12 protein-coding genes are annotated in these 16,721 nt (G+C 69.6%); 7 read left to right on the plus strand and 5 right to left on the minus strand.

Translation table 11 applies throughout. The features are described 5' to 3' along the window. Positions 1–3: 3 nt before the first annotated feature. Positions 4–1,218 carry a formate-dependent phosphoribosylglycinamide formyltransferase gene (purT, locus tag WS45_RS32355; protein WP_059703437.1) on the minus strand — a complete coding sequence of 405 codons (1,215 nt, stop codon included), beginning with the start codon at positions 1,216–1,218 and terminating at the stop codon, positions 4–6. A gap of 215 nt (positions 1,219–1,433) precedes the next feature. On the opposite strand from purT, the gene WS45_RS32360 reads away from it, so the two are divergent. Together WS45_RS32360 and WS45_RS32365 are read left to right on the plus strand one after the other, a co-directional pair. Then, positions 1,434–1,979, plus strand: a complete 546-nt coding sequence (locus WS45_RS32360; RefSeq protein WP_059527312.1) for an META domain-containing protein — start codon at positions 1,434–1,436, stop codon at positions 1,977–1,979. 180 nt (positions 1,980–2,159) lie between these two features. Beyond that, positions 2,160–6,992: an FtsK/SpoIIIE family DNA translocase gene (locus WS45_RS32365; RefSeq protein ID WP_059703439.1), complete on the plus strand. Its 4,833-nt coding sequence runs from the start codon at positions 2,160–2,162 to the stop codon at positions 6,990–6,992. A gap of 101 nt (positions 6,993–7,093) precedes the next feature. On the opposite strand, the gene WS45_RS32370 is transcribed toward WS45_RS32365, so the two are convergent. Next, entirely contained in the window at positions 7,094–8,341 is a 1,248-nt protein-coding gene (locus WS45_RS32370; protein ID WP_156437356.1) for a lactonase family protein, read from the minus strand. Between the two features lie 165 nt (positions 8,342–8,506). On the opposite strand from WS45_RS32370, the gene WS45_RS32375 reads away from it, so the two are divergent. Next, on the plus strand, positions 8,507–10,336 hold the full coding sequence (locus WS45_RS32375; RefSeq protein WP_059527320.1) for a glycoside hydrolase family 15 protein: 1,830 nt from the start codon (positions 8,507–8,509) through the stop codon (positions 10,334–10,336). Between the two features lie 211 nt (positions 10,337–10,547). Then, positions 10,548–12,035: a polyhydroxyalkanoate depolymerase gene (locus tag WS45_RS32380; protein WP_059689420.1), complete on the plus strand. Its 1,488-nt coding sequence runs from the start codon at positions 10,548–10,550 to the stop codon at positions 12,033–12,035. A gap of 81 nt (positions 12,036–12,116) precedes the next feature. Here the strand turns inward: WS45_RS32380 and WS45_RS32385 are convergent, their stop codons facing one another. Next, entirely contained in the window at positions 12,117–12,749 is a 633-nt protein-coding gene (locus tag WS45_RS32385) for a TetR family transcriptional regulator (RefSeq protein ID WP_059527327.1), read from the minus strand. 156 nt (positions 12,750–12,905) lie between these two features. Here WS45_RS32385 and rsxB point away from each other — a divergent pair, with 156 nt between their 5' ends. Together rsxB and nth are read left to right on the plus strand one after the other, a co-directional pair. Next, positions 12,906–13,901 carry an electron transport complex subunit RsxB gene (gene rsxB, locus WS45_RS32390; RefSeq protein ID WP_059689421.1) on the plus strand — a complete coding sequence of 332 codons (996 nt, stop codon included), beginning with the start codon at positions 12,906–12,908 and terminating at the stop codon, positions 13,899–13,901. Continuing rightward, a complete protein-coding gene (gene nth, locus WS45_RS32395) occupies positions 13,898–14,542 on the plus strand; it encodes an endonuclease III (protein ID WP_006754450.1) in 645 nt (214 codons plus the stop codon). Before rsxB ends, nth begins: the two co-directional genes overlap by 4 nt. Before the next feature lie 109 nt (positions 14,543–14,651). Here the strand turns inward: nth and WS45_RS32400 are convergent, their stop codons facing one another. Beyond that, positions 14,652–15,581, minus strand: coding sequence for a DMT family transporter (locus tag WS45_RS32400; protein WP_059703443.1), 930 nt, complete (start codon positions 15,579–15,581; stop codon positions 14,652–14,654). Positions 15,582–15,783: 202 nt separating this feature from the next. Between WS45_RS32400 and WS45_RS32405 the strand changes: the two genes are divergently transcribed. Next, positions 15,784–16,251 carry a DUF1841 family protein gene (locus tag WS45_RS32405; RefSeq protein WP_373557189.1) on the plus strand — a complete coding sequence of 156 codons (468 nt, stop codon included), beginning with the start codon at positions 15,784–15,786 and terminating at the stop codon, positions 16,249–16,251. A gap of 72 nt (positions 16,252–16,323) precedes the next feature. Here the strand turns inward: WS45_RS32405 and WS45_RS32410 are convergent, their stop codons facing one another. After that, entirely contained in the window at positions 16,324–16,683 is a 360-nt protein-coding gene (locus WS45_RS32410; protein ID WP_011885615.1) for a c-type cytochrome, read from the minus strand. Positions 16,684–16,721 lie beyond the last annotated feature (38 nt).

Raw genomic sequence — 16,721 nt, forward strand, 5'->3', positions numbered from 1 at the left:
CGGTCAGCGCGCCGACACGGGCCGCACGGCCGCCGCGGCGCGCTTCGCGCGTTCGCGGGCTTCGTCGACGGTCGCGCCGGTCGCGACGGCGACGCCCATGCGCCGCTTCACGAAGCTTTCCGGTTTGCCGAACAGGCGCAGGTCGGCGCCCGGCACGGCCAGCGCGTCACGCACACCCTCGAACGCGATGCCGCGCTCGTCGAGCCCGCCGTAAATCACCGCCGACGCGGCCGGCGAGCCGAGCGTCGGATCGACCGGCAGCCCGAGAATCGCGCGCGCGTGCAGTTCGAACTCCGACTGACGCTGCGACGCGAGCGTCACGAGACCGGTGTCGTGCGGCCGCGGGCTCACCTCGGAGAACCAGACTTCGTCCCCGCGCACGAACAGCTCGACGCCGAACAGCCCGCGCCCGCCGAGCGCCTCGGTCACCTTGTGCGCGATCTCGCGCGACTTCTCCAGCGCGACGGCGCTCATCGGCTGCGGCTGCCACGATTCGACGTAATCGCCCGCCACCTGCACGTGCCCGACCGGCTCGCAGAAGTAGGTGCGCGTCTCGAGCGTCGCCGGATCGATCGCGCGCACGGTCAGCTGCGTGATCTCGTAGTCGAAATCGATGAAGCCCTCGACGATCACGCGGCCGTGGTTCACGCGGCCGCCCGCCATCGCGTAATCCCAGGCGGGTTTCACGTCGGCCTCGGTCCGCACGACCGACTGCCCCTTGCCCGACGACGACATCACCGGCTTCACGACGCACGGCATGCCGATCTTCGCGACGGCCGCGCTGAACGCGTCGAACGACTCGGCGAACGCATACGGCGAAGTCGCCAGCCCGAGCTCCTCGGCCGCGAGGCGGCGGATGCCTTCGCGGTTCATCGTGAGCTGCGTCGCGCGCGCGGTCGGAATCACCTCGGCCAGGCCGGCCGCCTCGATCGCCGCGAGGGCATCGGTCGCGATCGCCTCAATCTCCGGCACGATCAGGTGCGGGCGCTCTGCCTCGACGACCGCGCGCAGCGCGGCGGCGTCGGTCATGTCGATCACGTGTGCGCGATGCGCGACCTGGTGGCCCGGCGCGTCCGGATAGCGGTCGACCGCGACGACTTCGACGCCGAGACGCTGCAACGCGATGATGACTTCCTTGCCGAGTTCGCCCGCGCCGAGCAGCATGACGCGCGTGGCCGAGGGTGAAAGCGGCGTACCGAGCCGCTGACCGATCTGCATGTGATTTCCCGCTGGTTCTGTTGGAGGACGAAAACGGCTTCGATGTTAACACGCGCACCCGTGCCGGTCCGGGCGGTTTCGTCGCGTCGCGCGTCGCCGCGTGAAGCCCGCCGGCGGCCTGCGAACGTTTTCACGCGCGAAGTGTCGGCTCGCCTCGCGCGGGGCGGGTGCGTTACTCTTACGCCTTGATCAGAATCCGATGAGGAACGAGGCTCATGTCCCACCTGTCCGCCGCCGCACGCGCACGCACCGGCCTGCTTCGCCCGCTGCGCGCGCCGCTCTGCGCGTTGACGCTTGCCACGCTTCTCGCCGCCTGCGCGATGCCGACCCACCCCGATTCCGCCGCCCCCGCACCCGACCCGTACAACCCCGCCGCCGTCCAGCTGCTCGACGACACGAGCTGGGAGCTCACCAGCTGGGTGAACGCCGACGGCACGCCGCGCACGATTCCGCACGGCGACAACGGCGAGCCGATCAAGCTCGCGCTGTCCACCGAATCGGGCGTCCGGCGCGCCAGCGGCTTTTCCGGCTGCAACCGCTACATGGGCACCTACGCGCTCAAGAACGGTCTGCTGAGCTTCGGGCCGCTGGCCGGCACGCGCATGGCATGCCCGAACGCACTCGGCGGCCAGCTCGAACACGCGTACCTCGATGCGCTCGCGCACATCGAGAAGACCGGCGTGCAGATGCGCGAGCCGCAGCAATTGCAGATCGTGACCGAAGCCGGCGCGACGCTGACCTTCACGCGCCGGAGCCCCTGATGCAGCGCGCGGGCGAAGGCCGACCGGCCGCCTTCGCCACGCGCGAATCCCGGACGCACGCGTCCCGCGGCCTGGAAGCGCGTCGACGCCTTCATGCCGCCTTAGAGTCCTGTTCGCCGGCCGGTTAAACTCGGCGGGTCGCGCACCGCGCTCCCCGCCCTCTTCCTGTTTCATCAAAGCATGCACACGGTTGTCTTCGGCTGGTTCGGCATCTCCGCCGTCTGGTTCCTCCTTCTCATCTGGCGCCTCGTTCAGGCGATGCTGCCCGGCGGCGGCGGACTCGCCGGCCGCGGCTCGATTCGCCTGTGGCTCGGCTTCGCGGCCGTGTTCGTCGCGAGCTGCGCGCTGACGAGCCCGCTGTCGGGTCCCGACACGAATGCGCTCGGCCACGCGCTCTCGAACGGCTTCGCGCATTTGCTCGGCCCGATCGGTACGCCGGTCGCGATGGTCGTGCTGTTCTTCGCCGGCCTGCCGTGGCTGACCGGCATCGGCTGGCGGCAGTTCGCCGCGTGGGTCGACACGTCGTTCGGCGTCAAGCTCGCGCGCGACGTCGACGACGACGACGTGCGCGGCGTCGCCGACCTGCCGCGCAGCGCGCTGCATCGCGACGACGACATCGTGCAGCCGACCACCGCGCACACCGTCAACTCGATGGCGCCGCGGCAGAACGGCCGCTATTCACGCCCGACGTTGTGGAAACCCGATCCGCAGGCCCGGCCGAAGCCGCGCGGCAACGCAGCGCCGCGTCCGCTCGCGGAGCCCGTTGCGCCGTCGGGCTGGCTGAAGCCGACGTCGGCCCATCGCATGCCCCCGCCGCCCGCAGCGGGCACGACGAGCGCCATGCCGCCGCCGACGACCGGCAGCACCGCCAGCCTCGCGCGAGCCGCAGCGAATGCACAGGTGCCGCGCCCGAATCCGGCCCCGCTTCCGGCCGGGTTCGAGCCCGTTCGGCCGCAGCCGACCACCGCGCGCGCGCCCGCAGCCGCAATGAAGCAGCCGGCCGCGCCGCGCGCCGCGGTCACGCCGCGCCCGGCCGGCGCGACGCCGCCGCGTACGCCCGCGCGCCCAGCGGCGGGCGCCGGCCAGTCGCCGGACGCCGCACGGCGCCGCCCCACGCCACCGGTCCCCGCGCGCGCGCCGCTCTACGCATGGGTGCAGCAGCCCGCGGAGCCGATCACGCCGGCGCCGAGCGTTCACGACACGCTGCGCTCGATCGAGGCCAGCACCGCGCAATGGGCGACGCTCGACGACGTGCGTGCGCCCGATGCGGCGCCGGCGACGGCCGCCGCGGTTGCGGCGGCAGCGAGCGTCGCGGCGTCGGCGTCGGCATCGGCATCGGCATCGATGGCCGTACCCGCCGGGGTCGTTGCGGGCGCGCTTCAGGCCGCGCCCCAAGACGCAGGCCTTCCGGACATGCACGAAGCCACGCCGGCATACGACGACGCACCGATCGTGCTGGATGCATTCATGCCGGCCGAGCCGAGCACGCGCATGCCCGTTGTCGATGTTGGCTCGAGCATTCCGGCCGTCGGCGAAACTGCACGGCATGCCATACCGGATCGCGGTGTCGAGACCGATGCACCGACGCGTCATGCGGAAGGCGAGCATCGGCATGAGGCCTATGCTCCCGCCGCGCCGGCATTCGATTCACCGATCGACTTCGCACCGTGGGAAGACATCGTCAGCCCGCCGGTTTCCGGACTCGACGCATCGCATGAAAGCCCGATTGCCGCGCCGCTGTCCGATGCGGATGAGTCGGGGGCGACGAGCGAGGCTGTCAGTTCGCATGCGGCCACCGTCACGTCGACGGCAAGCGGCATGGGCCGCACCGCCGACGCGAAGGATGCGGCAACGGCCGCAGGGACGGTCGGTCAGGTCCAGTCGCGATCCACGCCGCCGGCCGATACCACCGTATCGGTCGATACGAAACTGGACACGCACTCGATTCCGGACGTCGTGAAGCCTGTCCAGCAGGTCGCGCCGACCACTCCCCTCCCCGCTTCGTCGATCGCGGCAACACCGACGTGGCCGCTTGCCGATGCCATGCCCGTCGCGGCAGCGACGCCGGCGGCCTCGGACACGTCGACCACCGCACCGGCCGGCGCCGTGACGGGAACGGCCTGGCATGCGGCAGCAAAGCACGCCGGAGAAACCGCACCGTCGGCTGCCGGCACGCAATCCGCCATGCCACCCGCGTCGGCGGCGTCGATCTCCGCGATGGCGGAACCTGCGTCTGCGTCGTGGTCGAAGCCGTTGTCCGCGGAACCCTCCTCTGCTGCGCAGACGATTCCGGCAACTTCCGCGTCGTCGCGCGTCGGGACCACGCCGGGCTCTGCTGCCCTGGCAACCGCACCAGCGAACACGTCGAACAGCACACCGGCCGCCGCGACACCTTCGTTCTCCGGCACGACGGGCACGACCTCCTGGTCGCCGTCGCAATCCTCCGCATCGGCGGCGCCCGTTGTATCGGCCGAGCCGTTCGCGCCGATGGGCGCCACGGGGGCCGCACACGGTTCCAGCGGTCACGTGCCGGCTGCGGCATCGGCCGCGGTCACGCCGACGCCCGCACCGACGGCACCCGCCCACACGCCTTCAACCGGTGCCGCCGTCCTGCCCGCCGCGCAGCCGTCCGCTCCCGTGGCGACGTCGGCCCCGACGGTTGCGACCGGAGCCTCCGGTGTAACCGCGTCAGGCGTGGCGGCGGCGTCTGCCCCGACGCCCGCAACGAGTGCTTCCGGTCCGGCCACATTGCAGCCGGCCGAGACCGCACCCGCATCGACCGACACGTCCTTCAGCGCAACCGGATCGCATTCGGCGCAAAGCACGCAGGTGTCGCCTGACGTCGCGTCTGGCGCCCCGTCCGGCAGCGCATTTACCGCAACGTCGACCGCATCGGCGACGCCTTCGGCAACACCGGCGAACCGCACGCCTGACACTTGGTCGACCGGCACCCAGGCCACGCCGCCCGGAGCAGCACAGGCAGCACCCGGCATCGCGCCTGCCGCCGCCGCTGCAGCCACCCCGGCACCGTCTTCCGGCGCGCTCGCCCCGACGAGCACGATCGTTGCCGCTGCACCCGCCGCGTTCGGCGGCGTGCCTGCAGCGACGGGTGGCGCGCCGGCCTCCTTCGCCACGACCGCCCCCGCGACGGCATCGGCCGCGCCCCCGACCTCCGCGACCGCGTCTGTGTCGGCAATGCCGACCTTCTCCACACCGGGCGGATCCATCGACACGGCGACACCTGCACAACCCATCGCGTCCACACCGGCGCCGCAGGCCCAGTCGTTCACCACCCCGCCGGCCCCCGCTGCTGCATCGGCGAGCTGGTCCATGCCCGGCACGGGCGCAATGCCCGCGGCAACCGGCATCGCCATCCCGGCCGTCACGACCGCACCGCCGCCGGACACGACGCTATCCGAGCCCCCCGTGCCGTCGGCACCGGCGGAATCGAGCGCCCCGGCCCCGGATGCATCGGCCGAACCCGCGCGCCAGCCGCGCCCGAACGCGTTCGAATTCCACGCGCCCGCGTCGTTCAACGTCGAACTGCCGACGCTCGACCTGCTCGAGCCCGCCTCCGACGATATCGAAACGATCACCGAGGAACACCTCGCGCAGACCGCTCAGGTCATCGAGCAGCGCCTGCAGGAGTTCAAGGTGCCGGTGACCGTGGTCGGCGCATCGGCAGGGCCGGTGATCACGCGCTTCGAGATCGAACCCGCGCTCGGCGTGCGCGGCAGCCAGATCGTCGGCCTGATGAAGGACCTGTCGCGCGGCCTCGGCCTCACGTCCATCCGCGTCGTCGAGACGATTCCCGGCAAGACCTGCATGGGCCTTGAGCTGCCGAACGCGAAACGCCAGATGATCCGTCTGTCGGAAATCCTCGAATCGCGCCAGTACCAGCATTCGGCGTCGCAGCTGACGATCGCGATGGGCAAGGACATCACCGGCCACCCGGTCGTCACCGATCTCGCGAAGGCGCCGCACATGCTGGTCGCCGGCACGACGGGTTCGGGCAAGTCGGTCGCGATCAACGCGATGATCCTGTCGCTGCTGTACAAGGCGACGCCCGAGGACGTGCGGCTCATCATGATCGACCCGAAGATGCTCGAGCTGTCGGTCTACGAAGGCATCCCGCACCTGCTGGCGCCGGTCGTCACCGACATGAAGCTCGCGGCGAACGCGCTGAACTGGTGCGTCGGCGAAATGGAGAAGCGCTACCGCCTGATGTCGGCCGTCGGCGTGCGCAACCTCGCGGGCTTCAACCAGAAGATCCGCGACGCGGAGGCGAAGGAAAAGAAGATCGGCAACCCGTTCTCGCTGACACCCGACGATCCCGAGCCGCTGTCGAAGCTGCCGCTGATCGTCGTCGTGATCGACGAGCTGGCCGACCTGATGATGGTCGCCGGCAAGAAGATCGAGGAGCTGATCGCCCGTCTCGCGCAGAAGGCGCGCGCGGCCGGCATCCACCTGATCCTCGCGACGCAGCGCCCGTCGGTCGACGTGATCACCGGCCTCATCAAGGCGAACATCCCGACGCGCGTCGCGTTCCAGGTGTCGTCGAAGATCGACTCGCGCACGATCCTCGACCAGATGGGCGCCGAATCGCTGCTCGGCCAGGGCGACATGCTGTTCCTGCCGCCGGGCACGGGCTACCCGCAGCGCGTGCACGGCGCGTTCGTCGCGGACGAGGAAGTGCACCGGATCGTCGAATACCTGAAGCAGTTCGGCGAGCCGCAGTACGAGGAAGGGATTCTCGACGGCCCGGCCGCCGACGGCGCGACGCAGGACCTGTTCGGCGACGCGCCGGATGCGGAAGCCGATCCGCTGTACGACGAAGCGGTCGCTTTCGTCGTGCGCACGCGGCGCGCCTCGATCTCGTCGGTGCAGCGCCAGTTGCGCATCGGCTACAACCGCGCCGCGCGCCTCGTCGAGCAGATGGAGGCGGCCGGGCTCGTGTCACCGATGGGCATCAACGGCAGCCGCGAGGTGCTCGTACCGGCCGCGGCCGACTGAGCACGGCGGCCGCGCGGCCGACGACGACCGATACGGGCGCCCCGCGCAAGCGGCCGCCCGAACGAAAAAAGGGCGCTGCCGAGGCAGCGCCCTTTCTCCATTTACTGCGCCACCGGCACCAGCTTGAAATCGACCGGGCTGCCGACCGCCACCTTCTGCGGATTCGGGCCGAGCTGCCCCGTTTCGACGTCGCGACTGAATACGTAGAACGTGTCGCTGTCCTGGTTGCCGACGATCAGCCACTTGCCGGTCGGATCGATCAGGAATTCGCGCGGCGTCTTGCCGAGGCTCGACTGGCGCCCGACGGTCTTCAGCCGGCCGTCGGCCTTGTTCACCGCGTAGATCACGATTTCGTTCACGTCGCCACGGTTGCTCGCGTACAGGAAGCGGCCGTCCGGCGACAGGTGGATCGCGCCGCCGCCCACCTTGCCCTTGAAGCCCGGCACCGTCATCGGCAGCGACTCGACCGGCGTCAGCTTGCCGTCGTGGTGGCCGAACACTTCGACCGCCGCGTTGAGCTCGCTCGTCACGTACGCGAACCGGCCGTCGGCGCCGAACACCATGTGACGCGGGCCGGAGCCGGCCTTCACCGGCGTGTAGCGCGTGTCGGTCGGGCTGATCAGCCCGCGGCTGCCGTCGATCGTGTAGCGGTAGCCGTAGATCTTGTCCGCGCCGAGGTCCTGCACGAACAGGTAACGGCCGTCGGGCGAGAACACCGTCGAGTGCACGTGCGCGCCGTCCTGGCGCCCCTTCACGGGCCCCGTGCCTTCGTGATGCACCGTCAGCGCGGCCGGGCCGACCGCACCGCCGTCGCGAACCGGGAACACGGCGAAGCTGCCGCCCGGATCGGCCGCGACCGAGTAGTTGGCCGTGACGAGGTACTTGCCGTCCGGCGACAGCGCGAGATAGCAAGGATCGTTCCCTTCGGACGACACGCGGTCGATGAACGTGAGCGCCCCCGTCTTCGGATCGAAGCCGAACGCGCTGACGCCGCCGCGCTGCGTCGCCGGGCCGTTGTCGCCGGGCAGTTCGTTGACCGCGTAGACGGTGCGACCGTCGCGGCTCGGCAACAGGTAGGACGGATTCACGGTCTTCGCCGACGACACGGGTGCGACACTGCCCGTTTTCGTATCGAAGCGGTAAACGTAGATCCCGTCGCTGCCGCGCCCCGTATAGGTGCCGACGAGCAGGTTGTAGACGCCGTCGGCCGGTGCCGGCGATTGTTGAGCGAAGGCATGGGTCGCGGACAAGGACAGCACGATCGCGAAACCTTTCATCCAGTGAGCGAGCCTAAGCGGGAACCCTCGTGTCGAAGCGCGTGCGTCACGCTCGCGTAAACGGCTGGGCATTGAATCCTCCTTGCATCGAGTCGCTTCAAGTGTTGAGATAGGACGAAACGCCGGCCGTTCATGCGCTCCGCCGCCCGGCCGAGTATACGGGGCGCGACGCCGGCACGTGAAGCCAGGGCGCCTCCGCCTGCATAGTGAACTCGAATACCCAAGGACCGCTTGCCCATGCCCGCCCTGATCGAAGACTACGCCCTCGTCGGCGACGGCCACACCGCCGCGCTGATCTCGAAAGACGGCTCCGTCGACTGGCTGTGCTGGCCCCGCTTCGATTCGGGCGCCTGTTTCGCGGCGCTGGTCGGCACGCCCGAGCACGGCCGCTGGCTGCTCGCGCCGGCCGACGACGCCGCGATCACGCACACGACGCGCCGCTATCGCGGCGACACGCTGATCCTCGAGACCGACTATGAAAGCGCCGACGGCGCCGTCACCGTGATCGACTTCATGCCGCCCGGCAACGGCTGGTCCGAACTGGTGCGGATCGTCGTCGGCCGCCACGGCACGATGAAGATGCGCATGGAACTGGTGTTGCGCTTCGACTACGGTTTCTCGATCCCGTGGGTCACGCAACTGACCCGCGAGGACGGCATGAAGGCGATCGCCGGCCCGGATACCGTCGTGCTGCGCACGCCGGTGCCGCTCACCGGCAAGAACCTCCATACGCTCGCGGAATTCACGGTGAGCGCCGATGAACGCGTGCCGTTTTCGCTCAGCTACGCGGCGTCGCACCTGCGGCTGCCGCCTGCGCGCGATCCGCTGTCGATGCTCGCCCGCACCGAGAACTACTGGCTCGAATGGTCGGGCCGCTGCCAGGTGCAGGGTCGCTACGCGGCCGCCGTGCGCCGCTCGCTGATCACGCTGAAGGCGCTCGCGTACGAACCGACCGGCGGGATCGTCGCGGCGCCCACCACGTCGCTGCCCGAGAAGATCGGCGGCAACCGCAACTGGGACTACCGCTACTGCTGGCTGCGCGACGCGACGATCACGCTGCTCGCGCTGATGCGCGGCGGCTACTACGACGAGGCGCGCGCCTGGCGCACGTGGCTCGGCCGCGTGATGGCCGGCTCGCCCGAGCAAATCCAGATCATGTACGGGATCGCGGGCGAGCGCCGGCTGCCGGAAATGGAGCTCGACTGGCTGCCCGGCTACCAGGATTCGAAACCGGTGCGCGTCGGCAACGGCGCCGCGAACCAGCTCCAGCTCGACGTGTTCGGCGAAGTGATGGCCGCGCTGCACCTCGCGCGCGTGGGCGGCCTGCAGGCCGACGACACGGTGTGGTCCGTCCAGTGTTCGCTGCTCGATCATCTCGAGAAGATCTGGCAGGAACCCGACGAGGGGATCTGGGAAACGCGCGGCGGCCGCCGCCATTTCACGTTCTCGAAGGTGATGGCGTGGGTCGCGTTCGACCGCGCGATCAAGTCGGCGGAAATGTTCCGGCTGCCCGCGTCGCTCGACCGCTGGCGCGCGCTGCGCGACCGGATCCACGCCGACGTCTGCGACAACGCATGGCATGAAGGCAAACGGGCGTTTGCGCAGAGCTACGGCAGCGACGAGCTCGACGCGAGCGTGCTGCTGATGCCGCTGCTCGGCTTCCTGCCGCCGGAAGACCCGCGCATCGTCGGCACGGTCGACGCGATCGAGCGGGAATTGCTGCACGACGGGCTCGTGATGCGCTACCGAACGACGGAGTACGACGACGGCCTGCCGCCCGGCGAAGGCACGTTTCTCGCGTGCAGTTTCTGGCTGGTCGACAACTACGCGCTGCTCGGCCGGATCGACGACGCGCACCGGCTCTTCAGCCGGCTGCTCGCGCTGTCCAACGACCTCGGGCTGCTCGCCGAGGAATACGACCCGGTCGAGGGCCGGCTCGTCGGCAACTTCCCGCAGGCGTTCTCGCACGTGGCGCTGGTGCATACTGCTATGAACCTGATGCACCACGAGGACGCCATGGCGCGCGCGGCCGGCCAGCCGGCGCCGGCCGTGGCGACGGGGCGCTGACCGGGGCCGGAGCGGCTTCTTCAGAGATCGTCAATTCGCAAAAGTTTGATGAAAAATCGGGGAAATGTTGCATTGCAACACCCATCGTTGTCCGATATGATCGATTCGATTGTCCGGCCGCACTGCACCATGGCCGGTCGCTGACCCACACGGCACGCCGCGACGCCCCACGCCGCCCTTGCGCACCGTCCCCCACGCGGGAGTAGTCTGCATGCTTTACCAACTGCACGAATTCCAGCGGGCGATGTTGAGCCCGCTCACGGCCTGGGCCCAGGCCGCATCCAAGTCGTTCGCCAATCCGTCCAGCCCGTTCTCGCTGATGCCCGGCGCGACGCGGATGGCCGCCGCGTACGAGCTGATGTACCGGCTCGGCAAGGATTACGAGAAGCCCGAATTCAACATTCATCAGATCGTCAAGGACGGCCACAACATCCCGATCGTCGAGCAGACGATCATCGAGAAGCCGTTCTGCCGGCTGCTGCGCTTCAAACGCTATTCGGACGACGCCGATGCCGTCACGCAGTTGAAGGACGAGCCGGTCGTGCTGGTCTGCGCGCCGCTGTCGGGCCACCACTCGACGCTGCTGCGCGACACCGTGCGCACGCTGCTGCAGGATCACAAGGTATACATCACCGACTGGATCGACGCGCGGATGGTGCCGGTCGAGGTCGGCCCGTTCCACCTGCACGACTACATCGCGTACATCCAGGAATTCATCCGCCACATCGGCGCGCGCAACCTGCACGTGATTTCCGTGTGCCAGCCGACCGTGCCGGTGCTCGCGGCGATCTCGCTGATGGCGAGCCGCGGCGAGGACACGCCGCTCACGATGACGATGATGGGCGGCCCGATCGACGCGCGCCGCAGCCCGACGTCGGTGAACTCGCTCGCGACGCAGCACTCGACCGCGTGGTTCGAGAACAACGTGATCCACACGGTGCCCGCGAACTATCCGGGCGAAGGCCGCCACGTGTATCCGGGCTTCCTGCAGCACACGGGCTTCGTCGCGATGAATCCGGAACGTCACGCGCAATCGCACTGGGACTTCTACCAGAGCCTGCTGCGCGGCGACGAGGACGACGCCGAGGCGCACCGCCGCTTCTACGACGAGTACAACGCGGTGCTCGACATGGCCGCCGAGTACTACCTCGAGACGATCCGCGTCGTGTTCCAGGAATTCCGGCTCGCGGAAGGCACGTGGGATGTCGAAGGCGAGCGCGTGCGTCCGCAGGACATCAAGCACACCGCGCTGATGACGATCGAGGGCGAACTCGACGACATCTCGGGCAGCGGCCAGACGCATGTCGCGCACGAGCTGTGCACGGGCATCCCGCAGGACGATCGCCGCAGCCTGACCGCCGAGAAATGCGGTCACTACGGGATCTTCTCGGGCCGCCGCTGGCGCACGATCATCTACCCGCAGCTGCGCGATTTCATCCGCGAGCATGCGCCGGAACCGAAGAACGGCGCGACCAAGGCGCCCGCCGAAGCACCGGCCGCGACGACGCTCGCCGCCGTGCCGGCCGTCAAGCCGCAGCCCGAAGCGACGGCGCGAGCGACTGCCGCGAAGCGCGCGCGCGCGAAGGCGCCGGCCGTGACGGTTGCGCCCGCCAAGACGGCAACCGCGAAGGCCGCACCGGCCGCGAAACGCGCGGGCGCCACGCGCGCCAAAACCGTTCGCGCGCGCAAGGCCGCCTGACGCGCCGCGTTCCGACGCAAAAACGCCGCCGTTGCTTGCGCACGGCGGCGTTTTTTTATCCGGCGGCCACGGGCGGGCCGCTCATCGGCGCAACAGATACGCGAGCAGCACCTCGGTGTTCATCCTGACCATCTCCGCGCGCTCGTCGGCTTGGCTGAAGTCGCGGCCGAGTGTCGCGGCGAGCGTGAAACGGTTCGACACGATGTAGTAGCCGAGCCCCGACAGCGTCACGTAGAAGCGCAGCGGATCGACGTCGCTGCGGAACAGCCCGGCCTTCTGGCCGCGCATCAGCACGTTGCCGAGCTTCGCGACGATCGGCGACATCATCTCGCGGATTCGCGTCGACTTGTGCAGGTAGCGCGCCTCGTGCAGGTTCTCGTTGTTGATGAGCCGCAGCAACTCCGGATGATCGCGGTAGTAATCCCACACGAAGTGCGCGAGCCGCGTGACGGCCTCGACGGGCGCGACGCCGTCGAGATCGAGCACGCGCTCGGCCTCGGTCAGCGCGGAGAACGCGTGTTCGAGCACGGCCGTAAACAGCTGCTCCTTGCTGCCGAAATAGTAATAGAGCATGCGCTCGTTGGTTTCGGCCCGGCGCGCGATCTGGTCGACGCGCGCGCCGAACAGCCCTCCACTCGCGAACTCTTCGGCTGCCGCCATCAGGATGCGGCGGCGGGTACCTTCAGGATCTCTTTTGATTTTTGGCTGATTCATGGTGGCGTTTTGCTATGTGAGCCGCGTGATCCGGACCGGCACCCCCACCGCCTCGGCGCCGGCTGCCCTGGAACGAGCGCGCCGCGTGCGGCCGCCCTCCTGCTGAGCCCCTGCAAAAAAGCGGTTCGATTATGCGCACAGACAGCGTCCAGCGCAATGCGGGAAATCGGCGATAATCGAGGTTTGGCAAACCTTTCCGGCCGCGCCAGACGCGGCCGAGAGCCATTCGGCGCTGCTGCGCCCGTTGTCACCGTGACCGATTCCAAGACCCTCGCGGATCGCATCGAAGATCTGCTTCCCCAGACGCAATGCACGAAGTGCGGCTATGACGGCTGCCGTCCGTACGCCGACGCGATCGCCGCCGGCGACGCGAACTACAACCAGTGCCCGCCCGGCGGCGCCGAAGGCATCGCGCGCCTCGCGCGCCTGCTCGGCAAGCCGGTGATCCCGCTGAACCCCGTCAACGGCACCGAGCATCCGCGCGCCGTCGCGTTCATCGACGAAAGCCTGTGCATCGGCTGCACGCTGTGCATGCAGGCATGCCCGGTCGACGCGATCATCGGCGCACCGAAACAGATGCACACGATCGTCGAATCGCTGTGCACGGGCTGCGACCTGTGCGTGCCGCCCTGCCCGGTCGACTGCATCGCGATGGTCCCCGTGACCGACGAGCGCACCGGCTGGGACGCGTGGTCGCAGGAACAGGCGGACGCCGCGCGCGAACGCCACGACCGCCGGCTCGCCCGCCAGCGCCGCGAACGCGAGGCCGCCGAAGCGCGCGCCGCCGCCCGCCGCGCGGCCAGTGCCGGTGCGGCCAAGGCGGCGCCGGCCGCGGCGCCGGCTGGCACGCCGGGCGCCGCCCCGGCCGACGACGCCGACGCGAAGAAACGCGCGATCATCGCCGCCGCGCTCGAACGCGCCCGCAAGAAGAAGGAAGAACTGTCCGAACAAGGCGCCGCGCCGAAGAACACCGAAGGCGTGAGCGCGGCCGTGCAGGCGCAGATCGACGCGGCCGAAGCCCGCCGCAAGCGGCTCGCCGAACAGCAGGCGCAGCGCGACGCCGAAGCTGCGGCTGCGCGCGACGACCGCGACGTTCCGAACAACGACGACCAAAGCGACCCGACCGCGCCGCCCGACAAGAACCGTCCATGAACGCCACCAAACGACGCGCGATCTACGAAACGCTGCAGAGCCTCAATCCGCATCCGACCACCGAGCTCGAATACACGACGCCGTTCGAGTTGCTGATCGCGGTGATGCTGTCCGCGCAGGCGACCGACGTGTCGGTCAACAAGGCGATGCGCAAGATGTTCCCGGTCGCGAACACCCCGCGACAAATCGTCGCGCTCGGTGAAGAAGGCGTCGCCGACTACATCAAGACGATCGGCCTGTACCGCACCAAGGCGAAGAACGTGATCGCGGCGTGCAACATCCTGCTCGAGCGCTACGACGGCGAGGTGCCGGCCGATCGCGAAGCGCTCGAGAGCCTGCCGGGCGTCGGCCGCAAGACCGCGAACGTCGTGCTGAACACCGCGTTCGGCCAGCCGACGATCGCGGTCGACACGCATATCTTCCGCGTCGCGAACCGCACGGGGCTCGCGCCGGGCAAGGACGTACGGGCCGTCGAGGCCGCGCTCGAGAAGTTCACGCCGAAGGAATTCCTGCAGGACGCGCATCACTGGCTGATCCTGCACGGTCGCTACGTGTGCAAGGCCCGCAAGCCCGAATGCTGGCACTGCGCGATCGAGCCGCTGTGCGAATTCCGGCCGAAGACACCGCCGCCGAACGAGTGAGCGCCGGCCGCGGCCGACGCGCCTCACGCGGCCGGCCTGGCCGTGCGCGGCGCGCGGCGCGCCCCGCAAGCGCCGGTGCGGCGCCCACGACTTTCCCCGTTTCTGCTGCTTATGCGTTGGACGTCGCCGTCGCGTCGTCGGCCGCCGCGCCGCCCGCGCGCACGAGCGCCAGCACGGCCGCGAGGATCGCGACGCCGCCGGCCCACTGCAACGGCGACAGCGCCTCGCCGAACAGCAGCGCCGCGAGCGCGACCGTCACGACCGGCTCGAGCGTCGACAGCATCGACGTGCGCGCAGCCCCCAGCCGCTCGAGCCCGGCGAAGAACGCGAGCATCGCGGCGACCGTCGACACCAGCGCGATCGCGAGCATCGACGCCCAGCCGCCGGCCGTCGCCGGCCAGCGCGGCGGCGCGCCGAACGCCGCGGTCCGCACGATCGCGATCGCGACGAGCGTCGCGGTCGCCGACAGGCAGATGATCGCGGTGGTCGCGAGCGGATCGACGCCGCGCGTCGCCTTCGTGCCGCCGACGATGTACAGCGAATAGATCACCGCGGCAGCCAGCGCGAGCGCGATGCCGAGCGGCTCGCCGTGGCCGCCGCCGACCATCAGCGCGGAGCCCGCGACGCAGAGCACGAGCGCGATCGCCTTCGCGCGCGTGAGGCGCTCGCCGAGCCACCACGCGGCCAACAGCGTGACGAAGGCCGGATACAGGTACAGCAGCAGCGCGACGAGGCTCGCCTGCGCATGCTGGAGCGCGCTGAAATAGCAAAACGACTGCCCGACGTAGCCAAGTGCACCCATCGCCACGAGCGGCGCGAGCGCGCGGCCGCGCGGCCATGCGACGCGGCGGTGCCGGGCGATCGCGGCCAGGACCGCGCCGCCGATCGCGAAGCGCACGATCAGCAGCCCGAGCACGTCGACGCCGGCCGCATACGCATAGCGGCCGAAGATCGCCATCGCGCCGAATGCGGCTGCGGACAGCGCGACGTAGAGCGCGCCCTGCAGCGCGGCGGACGATGAGCGGACGGTGGCGGACATGATGTAAGTGGGCAAGTGCGACGACGGGAATCGTCGGAGTGTAGCGGCCCGCTGGCCGGCAGCCTAGCCCTCGCTTACCTGTTGCGTCGCGCCGCAGCCCGTGCCGGCCGACGCCGATCGACGTCGCCGCGCTACGCCACGGCGCGCGCCCCGCCCCCCGCCAGCGCCATGCGCCGACCCGGCGTACAATGCGCGACGCGGCATGACGCCGCCCGAATCACGACGCGTCCCCACCATGTTCAATCCGAGTCGCGACGAAGTCCGTCGCTTTTTCACCGAGACCTGGCGCAAGCAGCGCGCCGGCGAGATCCTGACGCCGCTGGAAGCGATGGCGGCCGACTGGATCGTCGAGCATCCCGAATACCACGACGATCTCGCGGACGCCGACAGCGCCGCCGCGCGCAACTACACGCCCGAGGAAGGCCGCACGAACCCGTTCCTGCACCTGTCGATGCACCTCGCGATCAGCGAGCAGTTGTCGATCGATCAGCCGCCCGGCATCCGCGCCGCGCACGACAAGCTGGCCGCGAAGCTCGATTCGACCCACGAGGCGCAGCACATGATCATGGAATGCCTCGGCGAGACGATCTGGGAAGCGCAACGCACCGGCACGCCGCCCGATACCGACGCGTACCTGCAGCGCATCCTGCGCCGCGCGTCGCGCGACTGAGCGCCGCGGACAAAAAGATACCCCGCCGCGGCGGGGTATGCTGGCTGCACGGACCGGCAAGGTCCGGCGCGCTTACTTCTTGAAGACGAGATCGGTCTCTTTCAGCGACTCGATGTAGGCGGCAATGTCCTTCATGTCGCTGACCGACAGGTTCTGCACCTGCGCCTGCATGATCGCGTTGTTGCGACCGAGCAGCGGGTTCGTCAGCCCCATCTGGTACTGGCGCATCGCCCACACGAGGTAGTCGGCGTGCTGGCCCGCGAGGCGCGGATATTCCGCGTTGATCGGCTTGTTCAGCTGCGCGCCGTGGCAGGCCGCGCAGTTGTGCGACTCGACCAGCTCCTTGCCCTTCGTGGTGTCCGCCGCATGCGCGGTACCGATCGCGAGGCCGGCCGCTAGTGCAACCGCCGCCGTCTTGAATGCGTTGTTCATGAATGCTCCTGTCCCGCCGGTCAGATCGGCGGCGCGCG

The organism is Burkholderia sp. RF2-non_BP3 (assembly GCF_001522185.1).
GTDB classification, from domain to species: Bacteria; Pseudomonadota; Gammaproteobacteria; order Burkholderiales; family Burkholderiaceae; genus Burkholderia; species Burkholderia diffusa.

Coding starts and splice junctions, on each gene's coding strand:
- WS45_RS32400 (WP_059703443.1), bottom strand. CDS start 15,581: ATGTCCGCCACCGTCCGCTCATCGTCCGCCGCGCTGCAGGGCGCGCTC.
- WS45_RS32380 (WP_059689420.1), top strand. CDS start 10,548: ATGCTTTACCAACTGCACGAATTCCAGCGGGCGATGTTGAGCCCGCTC.
- WS45_RS32360 (WP_059527312.1), top strand. CDS start 1,434: ATGTCCCACCTGTCCGCCGCCGCACGCGCACGCACCGGCCTGCTTCGC.
- rsxB (WP_059689421.1), top strand. CDS start 12,906: ATGCGGGAAATCGGCGATAATCGAGGTTTGGCAAACCTTTCCGGCCGC.
- WS45_RS32375 (WP_059527320.1), top strand. CDS start 8,507: ATGCCCGCCCTGATCGAAGACTACGCCCTCGTCGGCGACGGCCACACC.
- WS45_RS32405 (WP_373557189.1), top strand. CDS start 15,784: ATGACGCCGCCCGAATCACGACGCGTCCCCACCATGTTCAATCCGAGT.
- purT (WP_059703437.1), bottom strand. CDS start 1,218: ATGCAGATCGGTCAGCGGCTCGGTACGCCGCTTTCACCCTCGGCCACG.
- WS45_RS32365 (WP_059703439.1), top strand. CDS start 2,160: ATGCACACGGTTGTCTTCGGCTGGTTCGGCATCTCCGCCGTCTGGTTC.
- nth (WP_006754450.1), top strand. CDS start 13,898: ATGAACGCCACCAAACGACGCGCGATCTACGAAACGCTGCAGAGCCTC.
- WS45_RS32410 (WP_011885615.1), bottom strand. CDS start 16,683: ATGAACAACGCATTCAAGACGGCGGCGGTTGCACTAGCGGCCGGCCTC.
- WS45_RS32370 (WP_156437356.1), bottom strand. CDS start 8,341: ATGCCCAGCCGTTTACGCGAGCGTGACGCACGCGCTTCGACACGAGGG.
- WS45_RS32385 (WP_059527327.1), bottom strand. CDS start 12,749: ATGAATCAGCCAAAAATCAAAAGAGATCCTGAAGGTACCCGCCGCCGC.